The organism is Actinomycetota bacterium, from assembly GCA_035697485.1.
In the GTDB taxonomy this organism is placed as follows: Bacteria; Actinomycetota; UBA4738; order UBA4738; family HRBIN12; genus JAOUEA01.
Map to the genome: position 1 here is coordinate 86434 of DASSCU010000017.1, position 19565 is coordinate 105998.

The 19565-nt window shown below is 69.1% G+C and carries 18 protein-coding genes; 13 read left to right on the forward strand and 5 right to left on the reverse strand.

Annotated elements, in window-relative coordinates; all coding sequences use genetic code 11:
• The first annotated feature begins 185 nt into the window (after positions 1–185).
• The 11 genes from VFI59_04825 to VFI59_04875 all read left to right on the forward strand — a co-directional run bounded on the left by VFI59_04825 (position 186) and on the right by VFI59_04875 (position 9926).
• On the forward strand, positions 186–560 hold the full coding sequence (locus VFI59_04825; protein HET6713018.1) for a nitroreductase family deazaflavin-dependent oxidoreductase: 375 nt from the start codon (positions 186–188) through the stop codon (positions 558–560).
• Between the two features lie 94 nt (positions 561–654).
• Positions 655–816 (forward strand): hypothetical protein, encoded by a 162-nt coding sequence (locus VFI59_04830; GenBank protein ID HET6713019.1) that lies wholly within the window; start codon positions 655–657, stop codon positions 814–816.
• Positions 817–1075: 259 nt separating this feature from the next.
• Positions 1076–1255 (forward strand): hypothetical protein, encoded by a 180-nt coding sequence (locus tag VFI59_04835; protein ID HET6713020.1) that lies wholly within the window; start codon positions 1076–1078, stop codon positions 1253–1255.
• 255 nt (positions 1256–1510) lie between these two features.
• Positions 1511–1828 (forward strand): hypothetical protein, encoded by a 318-nt coding sequence (locus VFI59_04840; protein ID HET6713021.1) that lies wholly within the window; start codon positions 1511–1513, stop codon positions 1826–1828.
• A complete protein-coding gene (locus VFI59_04845; GenBank protein HET6713022.1) occupies positions 1825–3582 on the forward strand; it encodes an acetolactate synthase large subunit in 1758 nt (585 codons plus the stop codon). The genes VFI59_04840 and VFI59_04845 overlap by 4 nt, the downstream gene beginning before the upstream one ends.
• A complete protein-coding gene (gene ilvN / locus VFI59_04850; protein ID HET6713023.1) occupies positions 3579–4109 on the forward strand; it encodes an acetolactate synthase small subunit in 531 nt (176 codons plus the stop codon). Before VFI59_04845 ends, ilvN begins: the two co-directional genes overlap by 4 nt.
• Before the next feature lie 44 nt (positions 4110–4153).
• A complete protein-coding gene (gene ilvC / locus VFI59_04855; GenBank protein HET6713024.1) occupies positions 4154–5167 on the forward strand; it encodes a ketol-acid reductoisomerase in 1014 nt (337 codons plus the stop codon).
• A complete protein-coding gene (locus VFI59_04860) occupies positions 5164–6762 on the forward strand; it encodes a 2-isopropylmalate synthase (GenBank protein HET6713025.1) in 1599 nt (532 codons plus the stop codon). The genes ilvC and VFI59_04860 overlap by 4 nt, the downstream gene beginning before the upstream one ends.
• Positions 6759–7814 (forward strand): 3-isopropylmalate dehydrogenase, encoded by a 1056-nt coding sequence (locus tag VFI59_04865; GenBank protein ID HET6713026.1) that lies wholly within the window; start codon positions 6759–6761, stop codon positions 7812–7814. Before VFI59_04860 ends, VFI59_04865 begins: the two co-directional genes overlap by 4 nt.
• Complete coding sequence (gene cimA / locus VFI59_04870; GenBank protein HET6713027.1) at positions 7811–9400, forward strand: citramalate synthase; 1590 nt, start codon at positions 7811–7813, stop codon at positions 9398–9400. Before VFI59_04865 ends, cimA begins: the two co-directional genes overlap by 4 nt.
• 388 nt (positions 9401–9788) lie before the next feature.
• Entirely contained in the window at positions 9789–9926 is a 138-nt protein-coding gene (locus VFI59_04875; GenBank protein HET6713028.1) for a hypothetical protein, read from the forward strand.
• A gap of 18 nt (positions 9927–9944) precedes the next feature.
• Here VFI59_04875 and VFI59_04880 read toward each other — a convergent pair whose 3' ends face one another.
• The 4 genes from VFI59_04880 to VFI59_04895 form a co-directional block, all read right to left on the reverse strand.
• On the reverse strand, positions 9945–10898 hold the full coding sequence (locus VFI59_04880; GenBank protein ID HET6713029.1) for a calcium-binding protein: 954 nt from the start codon (positions 10896–10898) through the stop codon (positions 9945–9947).
• A gap of 128 nt (positions 10899–11026) precedes the next feature.
• Positions 11027–12223: a D-alanyl-D-alanine carboxypeptidase gene (locus tag VFI59_04885; protein HET6713030.1), complete on the reverse strand. Its 1197-nt coding sequence runs from the start codon at positions 12221–12223 to the stop codon at positions 11027–11029.
• Between the two features lie 52 nt (positions 12224–12275).
• Positions 12276–15425 (reverse strand): EAL domain-containing protein, encoded by a 3150-nt coding sequence (locus VFI59_04890; GenBank protein ID HET6713031.1) that lies wholly within the window; start codon positions 15423–15425, stop codon positions 12276–12278.
• 64 nt (positions 15426–15489) lie between these two features.
• Complete coding sequence (locus tag VFI59_04895; protein ID HET6713032.1) at positions 15490–16593, reverse strand: C45 family peptidase; 1104 nt, start codon at positions 16591–16593, stop codon at positions 15490–15492.
• Positions 16594–16695: 102 nt separating this feature from the next.
• Between VFI59_04895 and VFI59_04900 the strand changes: the two genes are divergently transcribed.
• Positions 16696–18051 (forward strand): aspartate aminotransferase family protein, encoded by a 1356-nt coding sequence (locus VFI59_04900; protein ID HET6713033.1) that lies wholly within the window; start codon positions 16696–16698, stop codon positions 18049–18051.
• Complete coding sequence (locus VFI59_04905) at positions 18048–18416, forward strand: VOC family protein (protein HET6713034.1); 369 nt, start codon at positions 18048–18050, stop codon at positions 18414–18416. The genes VFI59_04900 and VFI59_04905 overlap by 4 nt, the downstream gene beginning before the upstream one ends.
• Positions 18417–18459: 43 nt before the next feature.
• Here VFI59_04905 and serC read toward each other — a convergent pair whose 3' ends face one another.
• Entirely contained in the window at positions 18460–19557 is a 1098-nt protein-coding gene (gene serC, locus VFI59_04910) for a 3-phosphoserine/phosphohydroxythreonine transaminase (GenBank protein ID HET6713035.1), read from the reverse strand.
• Positions 19558–19565 lie beyond the last annotated feature (8 nt).

The following is a 19565-nucleotide window of genomic DNA, read 5'->3' on the forward strand; positions in this document are numbered from 1 at the left end:
CGCGTCGGACAGTCGTCCAGACAACCAACCGGTGGCCAGCCCTGCCTCGTCGTCCTCGTCGCATGCGTCTCGAACGCGAGATGGATCGACATGCGCTCGCTCCGGTCAGGTTGCGGCGTCTTGGGAGGATGATGAGCATCATCGCTGGTCACGTTGGCCAGCCAAGAACAGGGGTGGTTCGGGCGATGCCGCTGCCGAGATCGGTCGCGAGGTTCAATCGAACGGTCACCAACCACGTGACGCGACCGATGGCCCGCCATCTGCCTGGGTTCGGGGTCGTTGTCCACGTCGGCCGGAAGTCAGGGCGGCAGTACCGCACGCCCGTCAACGTGTTCACTCGGGCCGGCGGGTGGAGGTTCGCGCTCACCTACGGGGAAGCCGACTGGGTGCGTAACGTGCTCGAGGCGGGCGGTGGGCGGCTCGAGTCGCGCGGCCGGGTCGCTCGATTCGCGAATCCCGTGCTCGTCGAGGATGCGAGCTTGCGCCACTTCCCGTTCGCGGTGCGGTGGATCCTGCGTCGGATCGATGTGGACCAGGTGCTCGTCGTGGACGAGGCTTGAGGGGCCTGGCTGTGGGTTCGATGCCTCGGCTCGGAGCCACTGCGCTGCGACCGTTCGTCGCTCGGCGGTGCAACCTTCTTTCCTGCCTCGCGTCGTGAGCTTCCGCTCGCGCCGATCGGCGTTGAATCTCGCCGCCGGGGTCTGGACCGGTGAAGAGATGATCGTGTTCGGCTCCCTCCTCGATGGTCGGAACATCGCCTCCACGCAGACCGCCGTCGGCGCTCTGTACGACCCGAAGTTCGACCCGCTGGTCTGAGCTCGAGCCCTCGGGCCGCTCACCTCAGGCGACCGCGCTCGGCTTCGTCGGTGGGGATCGCTCGCCGGGTGACTATGCCGTCCGATCCCAGATCTACGACGTGACTCGAGGCGTGTGGAGCCCGCCGAGCAAGAGGCCATTGCGGGCCAGCGAGTGCTATCCAGATCTCGCAGTGGTGCAGGACGTCGCCATCGCTTTCTCCTGCGGGGAGGCGGCTGCCTCCCGCGCGGGGGGTGATTGGCGTCGACTGGGCGGCGGGATGCTCGACGAGACGTACGAGGTCGATGGCAACACGCACCAGCTCTACCGGTTCGCGAAGATCGTCCCGGTCGGGGAAGGCATCGTGTTCGCGGTCGAAGGGGATCACGACGTCGGACACCGGGGAGTGTGCAACGGCTGCCCTGGGGCACCTCGGTCAGTGTGGACCTGGCGGCCGTGATCGCATCAAGTCCGGTCGGCGAGATGCCGAAAGTTGACAGCACAGGAGGCTTCTTTAAACTGTCATGACCATGTTCAGCGAGGACTCGATCACTCGGCGCACGACCCTCGTACTTATTTCTTAGGCGCGGCCAGGCCCAGGAGGCCTGCTGACCGCGCCGGACGCCCCCGCAGCCGCGGGGGTTTTTCATTCCCAGCTTCCAGCCCAAAGGATCGTGAACACCGGGCGAAGGTCCGGAGACAAGGAGAGCACCTCATGCGGTACGAGTTCGAGCGGGACGGCACCGTCGTCGCCAGCGTGCTGTGGGAGGGTCCCGGCCAGGTGAGCGTCGAGTTGGCCGAGCCCTCGACGCGCGCCGTCGTCGACCGCTACCTGTCCTCTGACGTGGTCTATCTGGGCTCGGGTTTCGACTTCGGCGCAGAGCAGGAGCAGGACGTGTTGCAGATGCGCCGGCGTGACTGGACCCCATGGGAGTTCGAGCGCGCCTGCCGAAACCTAGCGCACCGTTTGCAGGCGCACGTGCGCCGGGTCGAGACCGGTCCGGTCGAGGCGAGAGGGGCAGCGGCGCGATGACCGGCTCGAAGATGTCGGGCGCCGACGCGCTGCTGAAGGCGCTCGAGCAGGAAGGCGTCGACACGGTCTTCGGCATTCCCGGCGGCGCGAGCATGCCGATCTACGACCCGCTCGTCGACCGGTCGCCGATCCGCCACATCCTGTGCCGCCACGAGCAGGGCGCGGGCCACGCTGCCGAGGGCTACGCGTGGGCGACCGGCAAGGTCGGTGTCTGCATGGCGACGAGTGGCCCGGGCGCGACGAACCTGGTCACGCCGCTCGCCGACGCGAAGATGGACTCCGTACCGATCGTGGCGATCACCGGTCAGGTGCCGACGCCCGTCGTGGGCAACGATGCCTTCCAGGAGGCCGACATCACTGGCATCACGATGCCGGTGACGAAGCACAACTTCCTGGTGAAGGACCCGGCCGACATCGTGGCGACCGTGCGCGAGGCGTTCCACATCGCCTCGACTGGGCGACCCGGTCCCGTGTTGATCGATCTTCCGAAGGACGTGCTGCTCGCGGATACGACGTACCGGTGGCACGACAACGTGACGCTGCCCGGGTACAAGCCGACGACGAAAGGTAACCAGCGACAGGTCGTCGAGGCCGTGAAGATGATCCTGCGGGCGAAGAAGCCCGTGCTGTACGTGGGCGGCGGCGTGATCAAGGCCGACGCGCACCAGGAGCTCTTCGACCTCGCCACGACCGGACAGCTGCCGGTCGTGACGACGCTGATGGCTCGCGGGGTGTTCCCCGACTCGAACGAGCTCTGCCTCGGCATGCCGGGCATGCACGGCAACTACACGGCCGTCACCGCGATGCAGAAGTCCGACCTGCTGGTCGCGCTCGGAGCGCGATTCGACGACCGTGTCACGGGAAAGCTCGCGGCCTTCGCACCGCATGCGAAGGTGATCCACGTCGACATCGATCCCGCCGAGATCGGCAAGAACCGCGTGGCCGACGTGCCGATCGTGGGCGACTGTAAGGACGTGATCGGCAAGCTCGCCGCCGAGCTGCACAAGCGTCAGGACGAGGCGGGCGGACCGCCCGACCGTTCCGCGTGGCTGGGGCAGCTGCGCGGGTGGCAGGACGAGTACCCGTACCGCTATCCGACGGACGACGGGAAGTTGAAGCCGCAGTACTGCGTCGAGCGGCTGCGCGCGCTCGCCGACGACGACACGATCTGCGTGTCGGGGGTCGGCCAGCACCAGATGTACGCATCGCAGTACTGGCGGTTCGAGCATCCGCGGAAGTGGATCAACTCAGGCGGGCTCGGCACGATGGGCTTCGCCGTGCCGGCCGCCATGGGCGCCAAGGTCGGCAGGCCCGAGGCCCGCGTCGTCGCGATCGACGGCGACGGCTGCTTCCAGATGACCGCGCAGGAGCTCGCCACGAGCGCGACCGAGCAGATCCCGTTCGTGACGGCGATCCTGAACAACGGATACCTCGGCATGGTGCGCCAGTGGCAGGAGCTGTTCTTCGACGAGCGGTACTCGGGCGTGTGGCTCGACCCGAACGTGCCCGACTACGTGAAGCTCGCCGAGGCCTACGGGGCGGTCGGCCTGCGCGTGGAGTCCACCGACGAGGTCGACACCGTGATCGAGAAGGCGTACTCGATCACGGACCGGTCGGTGGTGATCGACTTCCGGGTCGACCCGGGCGAGATGGTGTTCCCGATGGTGCCCTCGGGCGCCTCGAACGACGACATCATCGTCGGGCCCGAGAGCATCCAGTCCACAACCGACCCCGGGGAGGCTCCGATCGCATGAACGGCGCGACCCTGCACACGATCTCAGTGCTCGTGGAGGACCGTCCCGGCGTGCTCACGCGCGTAGCCGGGCTCTTCGCGGCCCGTGGCTACAACATCGACTCGCTCGCGGTGGGCCCCACCGAGGCCGCTGGCATCTCGCGCATGACGATCGTGGTGAACGTCGACGAGAGCCCGCTCGAGCAGGTCACGAAGCAACTCAACAAGCTGATCAACGTGATCAAGATCCTCGAGCACGATCCTGGCACGGCGGTCGAGCGCGAGCTGATGCTCGTGAAGGTGCGCGCCGAGGGCGACGCGCGCGCACGCATCATGGAGCTCGCCGACGTCTTCCGCGTCAGCATCGTCGACGTCACCGCCTCGACCCTCACCGTCGAGGCGAGCGGGAAGCCGGAGAAGCTCGAGGCCCTTCGTGAGCTGCTGAGCGAGTTCGGCATCGTCGAGCTCTCGCGCACCGGCCGCATCGCGCTTGCGCGCGGGGAGCGAGGCATCAGGGAGCGTGTGTTGAAGGCCGCGAAGGCCGGCTAGTCCGAGACGGAACCGCCCACGGCGACCCAGGGGGAACGAGCGACATGGCGACGATCTACTACGAGAAGGACACCGACCCGGGCATACTCGCCGACCAGAAGATCGCCGTGCTCGGGTTCGGGTCGCAGGGGCATGCGCACGCCCAGAACATGAAGGACTCCGGCCTCGACGTCCGGGTCGGGCTGCGCCCCGGCTCGGCGAGCCGCAGGCAGGCAGAGGACGCCGGCCTGCGCGTCCTCGACACGGCCGACGCCGTCGCCGAGGCCGACGTCGTGATGTGCCTGCTGCCCGACACCGCCCACGGGAAGGTGTACGAGAGCGACATCGCGCCGAACCTGAAGGACGGCGACATGCTGATGTTCGCCCACGGGTTCTCGATCCACTTCGGCACGGTGACCCCGCCCGAGGGCGTCGACGTCACGATGATCGCGCCCAAGGGCCCAGGCCACCTGGTGCGCCGCACGTACGTCGAGGGCAACGGCACCCCGGGGCTCGTGGCCGTGCGCCAGGACGCGACCGGCAAGGCGAAGGCTCGCGCGCTCGCCTACGGGGCTGCGATCGGGTGCGCGAAGCCGGGGATCATCGAGACCACGTTCGAAGAGGAGACCGAGACCGACCTCTTCGGTGAGCAGACCGTGCTGTGCGGCGGCGTGAGCGAGCTGATCCGCAACGGGTTCGAGACGCTGGTCGAAGCCGGCTACCAGCCCGAGATCGCCTACTTCGAGTGCCTGCACGAGCTGAAGCTGATCATCGACCTGATCTACGAGGGCGGCCTGTCGTGGATGCGCTACTCGGTGAGCGACACCGCCGAGTGGGGCGACTACCAGAGCGGCAAGCGCGTGATCGACGAGCACGCGCGCGACCAGATGCGTCAGGTGCTAGCCGAGATCCAGGACGGCACGTTCGCCCGGAGATGGATCGCGGAAGCCGACGGTGGCTTCGAGGAGTTCCTCCGACTTCGCCAGCAGGCGCAGACGTCCCAGCTCGAGCAGGTGGGACGGCAGCTGCGCCAGATGATGCCCTGGTTGGAGAGCGAGCAGAAGGTGCCACCGTCATGAGCGACAGCAACGGCAACGTCGGCAACGTAGGAAGCGCGGGGGATGCCCGCGACGTACGAAACGGCAACGTCAGGATCTTCGACACCACCCTGCGCGACGGGGAGCAGGCTCCCGGCATCGCGCTCACGAAGGCCGAGAAGGTCGAGATCGCCGAACAACTCGCCCGGTTGAACGTCGACATCCTCGAGGCCGGCTTCCCGGTCAGCTCCCCCGGCGAGTTCGACGCGGTCGCCGAGATCGCGTCGACCGTGAAGGGGCCGGTGATCGCCGCGCTCGCGCGCACTGCGACCGGCGACATCGAGCGGGCGGCCGAGGCGCTCAAGGGCGCCGATCGCTGGCGTATCCACACGTTCATCTCCACGAGCGACGTGCAGCGCGAGTCGATGCTGAAGATGAGCCACCAGCAGGTGCTCGACGCGATCCGCGAGAACGTGTCGCTCGCGAAGAGCTACACGGACGACGTGGAGTTCTCGGCGCAGGACGCCACACGCACTCCGCTCGAGTTCCTGCTCGAGTGCTATCGGCTCGCGGTCGAGTGCGGGGCGACCACGATCAACGTGCCCGACACGGTCGGGTACGCCACGCCGACCGAGTTCGGCGAGCTGATCCGCGTCGTGCTCGACCGTTCGCCCGACGACGTCGTGATCTCGACGCACTGCCACAACGACCTCGGGCTCGCGGTCGCGAACTCACTCGCCGGCATCGAGCACGGCGCCGGTCAGGTCGAGGTCGCGGTGAACGGCATCGGCGAGCGGGCGGGGAACTGTTCCCTCGAGGAGATCGCGATGGTCGTGCGCACGCGTGGGCAGGCGCTCGGCAGGCAGCACGATCTGAACATCAAGGAGATCGTACGAACGTCGCGCCTCGTGGCGATGACGACCGGCTACACCGTCCAGCGCAACAAGGCGGTCGTGGGCTCGAGCGCGTTCGCGCACGAGAGCGGTATCCACCAGCACGGCGTGCTGACCAACCGCGCCACCTACGAGATCATGGACCCGGTCGAGATCGGGCTCGAGGGCAATGCGCTCGTGTTGGGCAAGCACTCCGGCCGCCACGCCTTCGTGGACGCGCTCGACAAGATCGGTATCGGTCTCGACGACGACCACCTGAACCGCGCGTTCGCCCGCTTCAAGGACCTCGCCGACCGCAAGGTGCAGATCACCGATCAGGACCTCTCCGCCATCGTCGCCGAAGAGCTCGGCGCGACCGACGAGGACGTCCTCGTGATGGAGTCGCTGCAGATGCACGGCGGCACCGACCGGGAGCCGAGGGTCACGGTGCGCCTGCGACGGGGCGAGGAGGTGATCGAGCGAACCGCGACGGGCGACGGCCTGATCGATTCCGCGATGGGAGCGATCCAGCAGGCCGCCGGCGTCGACGGCCGACTCGTGAACTTCCACGTGTCGAGCGTCACCGAGGGCACCGACGCCTTAGGTGACGTCGTCGTGCAGATCGACGTCGACGGGCGCCGGGTCACCGGCCGTGGCGTCGCGACCGACGTCGTGGAGGCGAGTGCCCGCGCCTACCTCGCCGCGGTCAACCGCGCGGTGCACGTCACCAACGTGCAGCGGGCGTCGAACGAGGAGACTCCGTGACGGGTGCCTACCGGGTCGGCGTGATCCGCGGCGACGGCACCGGCCCCGAGGTCGTGGCCGAGGGCCTCAAGGTCCTCGACGCCGTGCGCGGCGATGCGACCTTCGACTTGGTCGAGTTCGATCTCGGGGCCGACCGCTACCTCCGCACCGGCGACACGCTGCCCGACGATGAGCTCGAGCAGCTGCGGGGGCTCGACGCGATCTTCCTCGGGGCGGTCGGCGATCCGCGCGTGAAACCTGGGGTACTGGAGCGCGACCTGCTCTTGAAGGCGCGGTTCGGCCTCGACCAGTACGTGAACCTGCGGCCGGTCGTTCGTTACCCGGGGGTGCAGACGCTCGTGCCGAGCCACACCGAGGACGACGTGAACATGGTCGTGGTGCGCGAGAACTCCGAAGGCCTCTACAGCGGCGCCGGAGGGTTCCACCGGAAGGGGACCGAGAACGAGGTGGCGACCCAGGAGTCGATCAACACCCGACACGGCGTGGAGCGCATCGTGCGGTACGCGTTCGAACTGGCGATGCAGCCGCATCGGCGCAGGAAGCTCACCCTCGTGCACAAGACGAACGTGCTGACGTTCGCGGGCGACCTGTACCAGCGGGTGGTCGACGAGCTCGCGGCCGAGTTCCCCGAGGTCGAGACCGATTACGTGCACGTCGACGCGGCGTGCATCTACTTCCTCGACTGGCCGAGCCGGTTCGACGTGATCGTCACCGACAACATGTTCGGCGACATCATCACGGACCTCGGCGCGATGATCCAAGGAGGCATGGGCATCGCCGCGGGGGGCAACATCAACCCGCAGGGCGTGTCCATGTTCGAGCCGATCGGCGGCACCGCACCGAGCGAGACCGGCAAGGGCACGATCAACCCGCTCGCGGCGACCGGCGCCCTGGAGATGCTGTTGCGTCAGCTCGGTGAGGCCGATGCAGCCGACAGGATCGACCGTGGCATCCGCGCCGCGACCCAGCAGATGAAGTCGATGCGAGCGGGGGAGATGGGCCACACGACCTCGCAGGTCGGCGACCTCGTGGTCGAGGGGGCGACGTCGTGACCGACCCCGGCCCTCGGGTCGAGCTCTACGACACGACGCTGCGCGACGGCGCGCAGCAGGCGGACCTCTCGTACACCGTCGAGGACCGCCTGCGCATCCTGCACAAGCTCGACCAGGTCGGCTTCCCATTCGTGGAGGGCGGTTGGCCGGGCGCGAACCCGCGCGACACGGAGTTCTTCAAGGTCGCGACGAAGGAGACGCTCAAGACGAGCACGCTCACCGCGTTCGGCATGACGCGTCGGGCGGGTGAGCGCGCCGACGACTCGCAGGTGCTGCGCGACCTGCTCGACGCCGGCACCGAGGTCGTCTGCCTCGTGGGGAAGTCGTGGGACCTGCACGTCACCGAGGCGCTGCGCACCGATCTCGAGGAAGGCCTCGCGATGGTCCGCGATTCGGTGGACTTCCTGCGGGCCCAGGGCCGGCGGGTGTTCTTCGACGCCGAACACTTCTTCGACGGCTACCGCAGCGACGCGGCGTTCTCGATGGCCGTGCTCGCCGCCGCCGAGGGGGCCGGCGCGGAGCGGCTGGTGCTCTGCGACACGAACGGGGGCATGCTGCCGTTCGACGTCGCGCGGGTGGTGGAGGACGTCAGGGCCCAGGCGACCGTGCCGCTGGGCATCCACGTGCACAACGACGCCGGCTGCGCGGTCGCGAACTCCCTCGTCGCGGTCGACGCCGGGGTCCATCAGGTGCAGGGCACGATCAACGGCTACGGGGAGCGGACGGGCAACGCCGACCTGATCCCCCTCACTGCCGACCTCGTGTTGAAGATGGGCGTCAGCGACGCGCTGCCCGATGGGGCCGTCGAGCACCTCACGGAGCTGGCGCACTATGTCGCGGAGATCGCGAACCTGGCGCCGGACTCCCGCCAGCCATACACGGGGCGGCACGCGTTCACGCACAAGGCCGGCTTGCACACGAGCGGCGTGGCGCGTCTGTCACGGGCCTACGAGCACGTGCCGCCCGAGAGCGTGGGGAACCGGCGCGGGGTCGTGGCTTCGGACTATGGCGGCGGTGCCACGATCCGCATGAAGGCCACGGAGCTCGGGCTGGAGCTCGACGCCGCTGCGATCCCTGCGGTCGTCGAGCAGATCAAGGAACGCGAGTCGCGAGGGTACGCGTTCGACGTGGCGGAGGCCTCGCTCGAGATGCTGATGCGCCGCGCCGGCGGATGGTCCCAGCCATTCTTCGAGATCGAGAGCTACCGCGTGCACGTGGAGGAGCGGGTCGGCGACGACGAGCCGCCGCTCGCCGAGGCGACCGTGAAGGTCCGCACGCAGGGCACGCGGCACATCGAATCGGCCGAGGGACAGGGGCCGGTGGGTGCCCTCGACACCGCGCTCAGGAAGGCGCTCACGAACGACTATCCCGCGCTGGATCAGATGGAGCTCGAGGACTTCCGCGTGCGGGTGCTCTCAGGCACGCACGGCACCGGGGCGGTGGTGCGGGTGCTGATCGACCTGTCGAACGGCGAACGCGAGTGGACTACGGTCGGGGTGAGCGAGAACATCATCGAGGCCTCGTGGGAGGCGCTCGTCGACGGGTACACGTACGGCCTGCTGCACCCACGCGCACCGCTGGAGTGAGGCCGTGGCGTTCTCGCTCCGCGACGCGGTGGTCGACGACGCCCGGCCCATCGCCGAAGTGCACGTCGAGTCGTGGCGGTGGGCTATCGGGGTCAGCTGCCCGGCGAGACCCTCGACGGGCTCGACGTGGCCGAGCGGGAGGCGGGGTGGCTCGCCGTGCTCGCCTCCGACGATGCCCACGCTCGCGTGATCGTGGCGCAGACCGCGGATCGCGTCGTGGGCTTCGCCAGCATCGGAGCTGCCCGTGATGGCGACGCCTCCGCAGGGACAGGTGAGCTGTACGCGATCTACGTCGCCGAAGGGGTGGCAGGGACCGGCGTGGGGCGAGACCTGCTCCTGCGCTCGACGACGACCCTCGGGGAGGGGCGTCGAACGGGCGACGCTCTGGGTGCTCGAGACGAACCAGCGGGCGCGCCGCTTCTACGAGCGGGAGGGCTGGGCATGGGACGGCACGACCAGCATCCATCAGGTGGAGGGCTCGAACCTGCCGATCGTGCGCTACGCGCTCGACCTGCCACAGGGGTGATCCCGGCCCCTCGTGGGCTCAGCAGCTGAGGATGTCGTCGCCCACGTCGGCACGGCACCGATCGTGGCCCCGACCGCCCGACAGGCGGTCGTTCCCGCCGATGTCGTCGATGCCGTCGAGACGATCGCCGCCCGAGCCGCCCGAGAGCAGATCGCGGCCGGTGTCAGGGTAGACCCCCTGCGCAACCTCGAGCGAATCGTCGACCACGTCGTGTCCTGGGCCACCCCGCAACACGTCGTCTCCTCGCCCACCGATCGTGACGTCGGCTCCCGCCCCGCCCAGGACCGTGTCGGAGCCGTTCCCGCCGTCGAGCCGGTTCTCACCGGTGTCCCCGATCAGGTGATCGTCGTTCGAGGAGCCGTCCGCATCCTCGATCGAGATGAGCCGATCGGGTCCTTCCCCGATCCCGACACCCGCGAGCAGGCTCACGCGCACCGGCCCCGGCGCGATGAAGTAGGTGACCTCGTCGCGACCAAGGTTCCCGCTCACGCGATCGCGACCACTGAGCCCGGCGAGGACGTCGTCGCCAGCGCCACCGGTCAGGCCGTCGGCCCCGCTGCCACCGAGCATGAAGTCGTTCCCGACGCCGCCGATCACCCGATCGCGGCCACCGCCGCCTCTGATGTTGTCGTTGCCGGAGTCACCCACGACCCGATCACGGCCGCCCTGGCCGTCGATGAAGTCCTTGTCGCCGTTCCCGCGCAGCACGTCGTCACCGTCGCCCCCGCAGACACGATCGGCACCGTCGAGACCGTCGATCGTGTCGTCGCCTCCGAGCCCGACGATCACGTCGCGGTCCGCCGTGCCGGCGAGGTCGTCATCACCCGGTGTGCCGACGATCGTCGCGGTACGGCCGAAGCAACGCGATCCCGCCGACGCGGGCGGGGCGACGGCCGTCGACAGGAACACCAGCACCGCGACGGAAGACGCCGCGGTGGCGATCCCTCGGTGGCCTCGTGGGAAGCTGTTCACGTCACGCCTCGGTGCGGGTCGGTCAGCTGCCATCGTATGCGCGATCGCCGGCTCACGTGCGCCCGCCGGACGCGGTCGAGGGCTCGCCTCCTCTCCCGGAGCCGCGCGGGCGAGCAGGCGAACGAGCGCTACCTCGGCCCGGCGTTCGCGGCGACCACGCGGACGATCCTGTTCTCGATCGACTTGGCCTGATCGGTGTTCACGCCGCTCGATAGGATCGAGAAGGCCGCCCAGGCGTCTTCCCGCTCCAGCCACACCCACCCCGACAGCGCCGAGACCTCGATCAACGTGCCGGTCTTGGCCCGCACGGTGACCGTCTGCAGACGGTCCTCGAGTGTTCCCTCGCCTCCGGCGGCCAACGTGTCCCGCAGCACGTCGCCCCACGGCGCCTGCTCGGCGACCCGGAGCATCTCGACCATGCCTCGGGCGGTCACGCGGTTGTCGTAGGACAGGCCGGAACCGTCATGGGCCGCCACGCGCACGCCCTGGGCGTCGGCGAAGCCTTCGACCACCCTGGCGCCCTTCGCGATCGTGCCCGGCGATCCGAGTCGTTTCGCGCCGAGCACCTTGCCGAGCACCTCCGCTCGGAAGTTGCTCGAGACGACGTTCATCCGATGCATGATCGCGGCGAGGGGATCGCTGTGCACCGTGGCCATCGCGACGAGCCCGCGCGGCGCCGAGCCGAGACCCGGCCTGCCGGTCACCTCGATGCCGCGCACCTCGAGCTTCCTCGTCAGGGCTTTCGCAGCGAGGCGTTCGGGGTCGCGGAGATGGCGCCCGCCCGCGCCCTCGTTGAACCGGTACGTCAGCGCCGTCGGCAAGGCGATGTAGACATCGGGGAAGTAGTCGCGCCAGCCCGGCGCCCACCAGTCGCGCGCGAACGGACCCGTCCCACCGAAGACGCGCCCTCGGACGCGTTCGACGCCGGCGTCGCCGAGCGACCGCGCGAGGTCGGCCATGTCGAGGGCGTCGATCTCCGGATCGCCGTGGCCGACGATCCACAGGTTCCCGTCGAGCACGTCGTCCGACCCCACCGGTTCGGTCGCGAACAACCGGGTCGGGATCGTCGTGTCGGCGCCGATCCGTTGCAACAGCGCCATCGACAGCAAGAGCTTCTGGTTGGAGGCCGGCGGTCGGCGCACCCAGTCCTGGTGCCGGTAGAGCGGGCTCCCCTCGAGCGAGACGGCCACCGAGATCGGCAGGTCACCGACCAGGGAATCCACCCGTTGCACCCACCGTGGCGGAGCGGCGATCGCGGGCGACTGCGCGATCAGGGCAGCGGAGACGCCCAGGCAGATCGCGAACAGGAATCGTCGGGTTCGCATCGACCGGTCCAGGGTACGGGGTCACGGCCCCGTCGCCATGCTGGTCGTGCGATCAGAGCTGTCGCCCTCGAGCGAGCGCCTCGGCCTCGCCGTGCATCGCCGTGCGCTCCTCGAGCAGCGCGGCCAGCTCGTCGCTGCGCAACGGCTTCGCGAAGTAGTAGCCCTGCCCCATCTCGCAGCGCAGCTCCAGCAGCCGGTGGAGCTGGTCGGCCCGCTCGATGCCCTCGGCCACCGGCCTGAGGTTCAGGATGCCCGCGAGCTTGATCACGGCTTCGGTGAGCGCCGAGGCCTCGCCGCCGTCGTTCACGCCGTCGATGAAGGACTTGTCCACCTTGAGGATGTCGACGGGGAACCGCCGGATGTAATTGAGCGACGAGTACCCGGTGCCGAAATCGTCGACCGCGAGCTGGACACCGAGCTGCTTCAGGTGGCCGAGGCGCTCGATCGAGAGGTCCATGTCCTGCATCATCACGCTCTCGGTGATCTCCAGGATCAGCGAGTGCGGGTCCAGCCCCGTGTCGATGAGGATCTCGCGCACCTCTTCGACGAGTTCGGGACGCGCGATCTGACGGACCGAGAGGTTGACGGCCATGTGGATGGGCGGATCGCTCGGGAACCGTTCCTGCAGCTCGACGGCATGACGGCAGGCCTCGCGCAGCACCCAGCGCCCGATCGGCACGATCAATCCTGTCTCCTCGGCGAGCGGGATGAAGTCGAGGGGTGGCACCACCCCGCGGACGGGGTGGATCCAGCGGATCAGGGCCTCGACCCCCACGATGCGACCGCTCTCGAGCTCGATCACCGGCTGGTAGTGCAACCGGTACTCCTGGTGTTCGATCGCCCGTTGCAGGTCCGCCTTGAGCTCCAGGCGCTTGAGCGCGGTGTCGTGCATCGCGGGCTCGAAGACCTGGTAGCGGCCCTTCCCCCGCTCCTTCGCCATGTACATCGCGACGTCGGCGTTGCGCAGCAGCTCCTCCACATCGCCTCCGCGGTCGCCGTCCGCGGTCGCGATGCCGACCGACGACCGCACGAACACTTCCTTGCCCTCGAGGGTGAACGGGTCCTCGAGCATCGCCATGATGCGTTCGGCGACGTCGGCGGCAGTCACTCCCTTTTCGCCGTCCTCGAGCAGCACGGCGAACTCGTCGCCCCCGAGCCGGGCGGCGGTGTCCGCCGCCCGCAGGCACTTGCGCAATCGCTCCCCGACCTCGAAGAGCAGCTGGTCTCCGGCCGCGTGCCCGAGCGAGTCGTTGATCGTCTTGAAGTCGTCGAGGTCCATGAACAGCACCGAGATCGGCTCGTGGTCGCGGGACTGTCGCTCGAGGGCGTGGGAGACGCGGTCGTGGAACAGCGCCCGGTTCGCGAGGGTCGTGACGGAGTCGTGGAAGGCTTGGTGCTCGAGCTGTTCCTCGAAGCGCTTGCGCTCGGTCACGTCACGGACGTTCAGTACGATGCCTCCGACGTTGGGGTCGTCCGACTGATCGGAGATGAGCGTCTCCGTATGCAGATGCTCCCCACGGTTGTGCCGCACCCGCAGCTCGACCAGCACCGAGTCCCTCGTCTCCTCGTCGTGAGGTTCCATCGCGTGGAGGGCCTTCGGCACGTCGTCGGGGTGCACGAGCTCGGCGAACCTGGTGCCCTCCAACACCCCCGGGTCGTAGCCGAGCATGCGTGCGACCGCGGGGCTGACGTAGCTGATCGTGGTGTCCCGGGTGACCACGCAGACGACATCGGACGAGTTGCTCACGAGCGACGCGAACCTCGCCTCGCTCTGCTGCTGGAGCAGGTTCCGGGTGAGGGCGGCCGACTCCAGCGCGAGCGCGACTTGCGTGCTCAGCGCGGTCAGCGAGTCGGTGAGAGACCGGTCCATCTCGTCAGGGGTCGCGACGACCATCAGTCCCCGGAGCTCGTCCTGTACGAACAGCGGGGCCGTGAAGACCGAGCCTTGCTCGATCCGCGCGAGGTAGAGGTCGGAGACGAGGGTGCTCTCGTGCGTCTGGACGACGAAGGCCGTGTTCGACTGCAGCTGCTCTCGCTTCCAGACGGGGAACAGGGTCAACGTGAAGCGGGCGCCCTTCGCATCGCCACCCCCCGACGACGCCATCACCACGAACCGCCCGGGCCGCTGCGGTGAGTCGCACATGCGCACGGCCGCATCGTCACCGGCCAGCGCTGCGACGGCGTCGATCGCGGCACGGTGGATGCCGTCCTGGCTCGTCGCTGTCGCGAGCTTGGCGCCCGCCTCGCGGAGCGCCTTCTCCCTGACCGCGGATCCCTCCTGCGCTCGTGCCAGGCCCCACATACGCGCGACGACGAGCAGGAACATCACGATCGTGGCGTCGACGAGGACCCCGACGCCTTCGCCGGTCTCGCCGGGCAGCAGCTGCAGCGCGATCATCGCGGGGGCGATCAGCGACGCGGCCGCCAGCAGGGCGAGCCGTAGCAACCCGAGGGGCCGCTCGTCGCTGGACGCTTCGGTCAGTGACGTCATCGTGGGGTGCACGGCGGCGAGCCCGATCAGGAGCGCGGCCGTCACGCTGCCGAAGAGCATCACCTGATCGGCCCCCATCATCGTGATGGTCGCGCCGGTCGTGAGGAGCAGGATCGCCCCGGCGTGACCGATGGCGACGGCGACGACGGCGCCCACGAGCGCCCACAGCGAGGCGCTCCTCGGTCGGGGCGTGATGGCCAGCCGGACCGCGACACCCACTAGGCAAACGTCCAGGAACCCTCCCGCCAGGTAGATGATGCGGGTGTCGAGATCGAGGTTGCTCGCGGTCAGGGTCGGCTGCAGCATGGCGACCCATGCGATCGTGCCGATGCCGATGGCGACCGTGAAGGCGTCGATCGCCGCCGTCCGGTCGGGACCCCCGCAGCGCGCCCTCACGATCACCGTCGACGCCGTGATGAGGGCGACCGGCGCACCGAGCGCCAGCCACGCCGTCGCGCTCTGGAGGGCATCGGCCCCACCGGTCGAGACGAGGAGGCGATCGATCAAGGGCGGGATCGCGAGCAGCAGCACCGCCAACGTCAGTACGAGCCAGGCGATCCGGTGTCGCGGTGCGTGTCGGTGAACCCCGAGCAGGATCGCGACCGGCACGAGGCCACCCACGGCCACGCCGAGCTGCCATGGCACGTCACCGGGCACAGCGGCGGCGACCCCGGCCATCGGGGCGACGAAGAACCACACGTTCCGAGACATCCTTCGGGTTATCGGTTGCGTCGGGGCATACCTGACCCCGACGCCGACACGTCCGACGTTCCCGTCAGCCGAGGAGCGACCTCAGATCGAAGGTGTCGAACGGTGCGGTGCAAGGATTGCCGTGCGTCAGGTGGAGCGCAGCCACCGAGAGGTCCATGACGATCGCGGCCACGGTGACGTAGTCGGCCTCCGGAGGCCGCGACTGGTCGCCGTGGGCGCAGACCGATCCCTCGCCACGGTTCGGGCCGGCGTGCGCTCGAAGGGCCGACTCGATCTCCGGCACGCCGATCGAGCGGCGCTCGACGCTTCCTTCGGCCGAGGCCTGTCGCAGGGGGGACTCTCGGCCGTCGAGCATGGCGAGGTCCTTGAAGTCACGGTCGGGGCGGACGAAGTGGTTCGCGTGGCAGATCGTGCCGGCGTCGACGCGCCAGACGGCGTCGGGACCGCCGGGTGCCACCTCGAGGTCCGTGACGTGCCCGGAGCGCGCACCGATCAGGTAGTTGGCTGACGACGCGCGCTCCCGCTGGACGACCTCGGTGACCGCTTCCTCGAAGGAGGCGCTGGTGAGCACCCGGCGAAGGATCGCGTGGTAGGGCACGCCAGGGTTCCCCCGGTCGCGGCTCGAGGTCAGCGCGTTCGTCGCGACTCCGATCCCGGCGTCATTCATGCCGGCCTTCGCGAGCAGGCCGGCCTCCACGAGCGTCACGAAGGCGGGACGTCCCGCCGGCCGCATCGCCAGGAGCACGCAGGTGTCGCGGGCAGGCGGCTTCCAGTCCCAGTTCTGGGCGATGAAGACGCGCTCGCCGACGGTGGCGGGCGGTGCCGCACCGATCGCCGTGCACTCCTTGGCGGCAGTCCGAGCGGCGCGCGCGTCGAGGCCGAACATCACCTCGGTGCGGACGTTGAGGGCGAGCACGTCCTCGGCGTCGACGCCCGCACCTTCCGCGATGCCTTCGATCTCGGGGAGGAGCTGCACGTCGGTGTCGTCGAACCACTCGGCGTAGGCACCGGCCCGGTCGCGGACCTCGGTCCACCCCAGCCCGGTGTAATGGCGGAAGACCGCCGTGTACAGCTCGATCGAGCCGTGCACCCTGTCGCGTGCCCCCTCCCCGTACGCACGCCCCCGCTCACGAGGGCCCCCCGACGCTCGGATCAACGGCCATGCCATAGCGCCAGGCTAGCGGGACGGCGCGTCCGCGTGAGGCGACGCCGGGGCTAGACTCCCGCACGAACGGGCACTCCGCGACACGATGCCGAGGGGGGAACCCACGTGAAGACCGTCGACCGCGCTCGGGTGGCCGAGCTGATGGAGCGCGAACGGGCGACGTTCCGAGAGCGTCACGCCCGCAGCGGACAGCTCTCCGAAGAGGCTAAGGGATCGCTGTTGTTCGGCGTGCCGATGAACTGGATGACCCGCTGGCCGGGGGACCATCCCGTCTTTGTCGATCGAGCGGAGGGCGCGCACTTCTGGGACGTCGACGGGAACGATTTCGTGGACTTCTGCCTCGGCGACACGGGCGGCATGGCCGGCCACTCACCGAAGGTCGCGGTCGACGCGATCGCCGAGCAGGCGAGTAAGGGCATCACGTTGATGCTCCCGACGGAGGACGCCACCTGGGTGGGCACCGAGATGGCGCGCCGGTTCGGCGTGCCGTACTGGCAGTTCACGCTGACGGCCACCGACGCGAACCGGTTCGTGATCCGGTGGGCGCGCGAGATCACGCGGCGCCCGAAGATCGTGGTGCACAACTGGTGCTATCACGGGTCGGTCGACGAGACGTTCGCGACCCTCATCGGCGGGCGCACCGTGGCGCGCGAGGGGAACATCGGCAAGCCCGTACCGCTCGACGAGACCACCAGGGTGGTCGAGATCAACGACCTCGACGGCCTGGAGGCCGCCCTCGCCGAGGGCGATGTGGCCGCGTGCCTGTTCGAGCCGGCCCTCACGAACATCGGCATCGTCCTTCCCGATCCCGGGTATCACGAGGCCGTTCGCGAGTTGTGCACGAAGTACGGCACCCTGCTCGTGATCGACGAGACGCACACGATCAGCACCGGGCCGGGCGGCTGTACGAGGGCCTGGGGCCTCGAGCCCGACTTCGTCACGATCGGGAAGACCCTCGGCGCGGGCATCGCGAGCGGCGCCTACGGCATGACCCAGCGGGTCAGCGACCTCGTCTACGAGCACACCGACTGGAGGAACGCCGACGTCGGCGGCGTGGGCGGCACCCTCGCTGGGAATGCCCTGTCGCTCGCGGCGATGCGCGCCACGCTCGGACAGGTCATGACCGACGAGGCGTTCGAGCGGATGATCTCGCTGGGCGCGCGGTTCGAAGAGGGTGTCCGCGGGGTGATCGAGTCGCGTGAGCTGCCTTGGCACGTGGTGCGTCTCGGCTGCCGCGTCGAGTACCTGTTCCGTCCAGACGTGGCCCGCAACGGCGCCGAGGCGGCCGCCGGCCAGGACGACGACGTGGATCCGTACATCCACCTCTACCTGCTGAACCGCGGCATCCTGATGACACCGTTCCACAACATGGCGCTGATGTCGCCGGCGACCACCGCCGACGACGTCGACCGTCACACGGAGGTGTATGCGCAGATGGCCGACGAGTTGGTGGGGGGGTGACGATAGCCGACGCGAGCTTCCTCTTCGTCACGATCGACGCTGTCGACACCGTGAAGGCCGCCTCGTTCTGGGCGGAGGTGCTGGGCACCGAGATCGACGACGAGCTCGACGAGGGCCGGTTCACCTTCCTGAAGGGCCGTGACGACCTTCCGGTGGTGTGCATCCAGCGGGTCCCCGAGCCGAAGCAGGCGAAGACGCGCATCCACCTCGACCTCGGCGTGTCCGACCTCGAGGCGGCCACGCGGCGCGTGATCGAGCTCGGTGGGTCGTGGGACGGGGAGGAGCGCCAGCTCGAGCCGTTCACGTGGCGCACGCTCTCCGATCCCGAGGGCACGGAGTTCGACATCGCACTGGTCGAGGAGTGACAGGGTACCCCCGTCGATCCAATCGGGGGGAGTCCAGATGCGACTAGTAGGCCCTGGCGGCGAAGTCGCCCATGAACGTCGCGAGCGTCTCGACGTCGTCGATCGGCATCGCGTTGTAGATGCTCGCCCGGACGCCGCCGACGCTGCGGTGGCCCCTGAGCTCAGCGAGCCCGCGCCGGGCGGCCTCGGACACGAACCGGGCGTCCAGCTGGTCGCTCGGCAGGCGGAACGTGACGTTCATCAGCGATCGCGAGCCCGGGTCCGCGTGTCCTCGGTAGAACCCCTCGCTCGCATCGATCGCGTCGTACAGCAGCTCCGCCTTGGCGCGGTTGCGCCGCTCCTGTCCCTCGAGGCCGCCGACCTCGTCGCGGAGCCAGCGGGTCACGAGCATCACGACGTAGATCGCGAACACCGGCGGTGTGTTGTAGAGGGAGCCGTGCTCGACGAACGTGCGGTAATCGAGCATCGTCGGTAGTCCGTCGGGCACGCGATCGAGCAGGTCCCCGCGCATGATCGCGATCGTCACCCCGGCCGGGCCGGCGTTCTTCTGAGCTCCCGCGTACAGCACGCCGAAACCACCGACGTCGATCGGCCGCGACAGCAGGTCCGACGACGCGTCGGCCACGAGCGGCACCCCAGGGGGTGGTACCGGCGGTACGGACCACTCGACCCCCTCGATCGTCTCGTTCGTCGTGACGTGGAGGTACGCGGCATCGGGTGAGGGCGTCCAATCGTCGGCTTCCGGCACCCGGACGAACCCGAGCTCGGCGCCGCTCCACGCGACGCGGACCGCACCCTCCCGCCCGGCCTCGCGAACCGCCTTCGTGCCCCAGGAACCGGTGACGACGTACTCGGCGATACCGCCGCTGCCTCTGAGCAGGTTCATCGCCACCATCGAGAACTGCTGGGTCGCGCCGCCTTGGCAGAACACGATGCGATGGGTCGCCGGTACGCCGAGCAGCGAGCGGAGGTTCCCTTCGGCTTCCTCCAGCACGCCGGCGAACCAGGAGCTGCGATGAGAGATCTCGAGCGGCGAGATCCCGATGCCGGGGAGCGAGAGCAGGTCACGTTGCACCTGCTCGAGCACCGGCAGAGGAAGCGTCGCCGGCCCCGACCCGAAGTTGACGACTCGGTCGCTCATGGCGACCA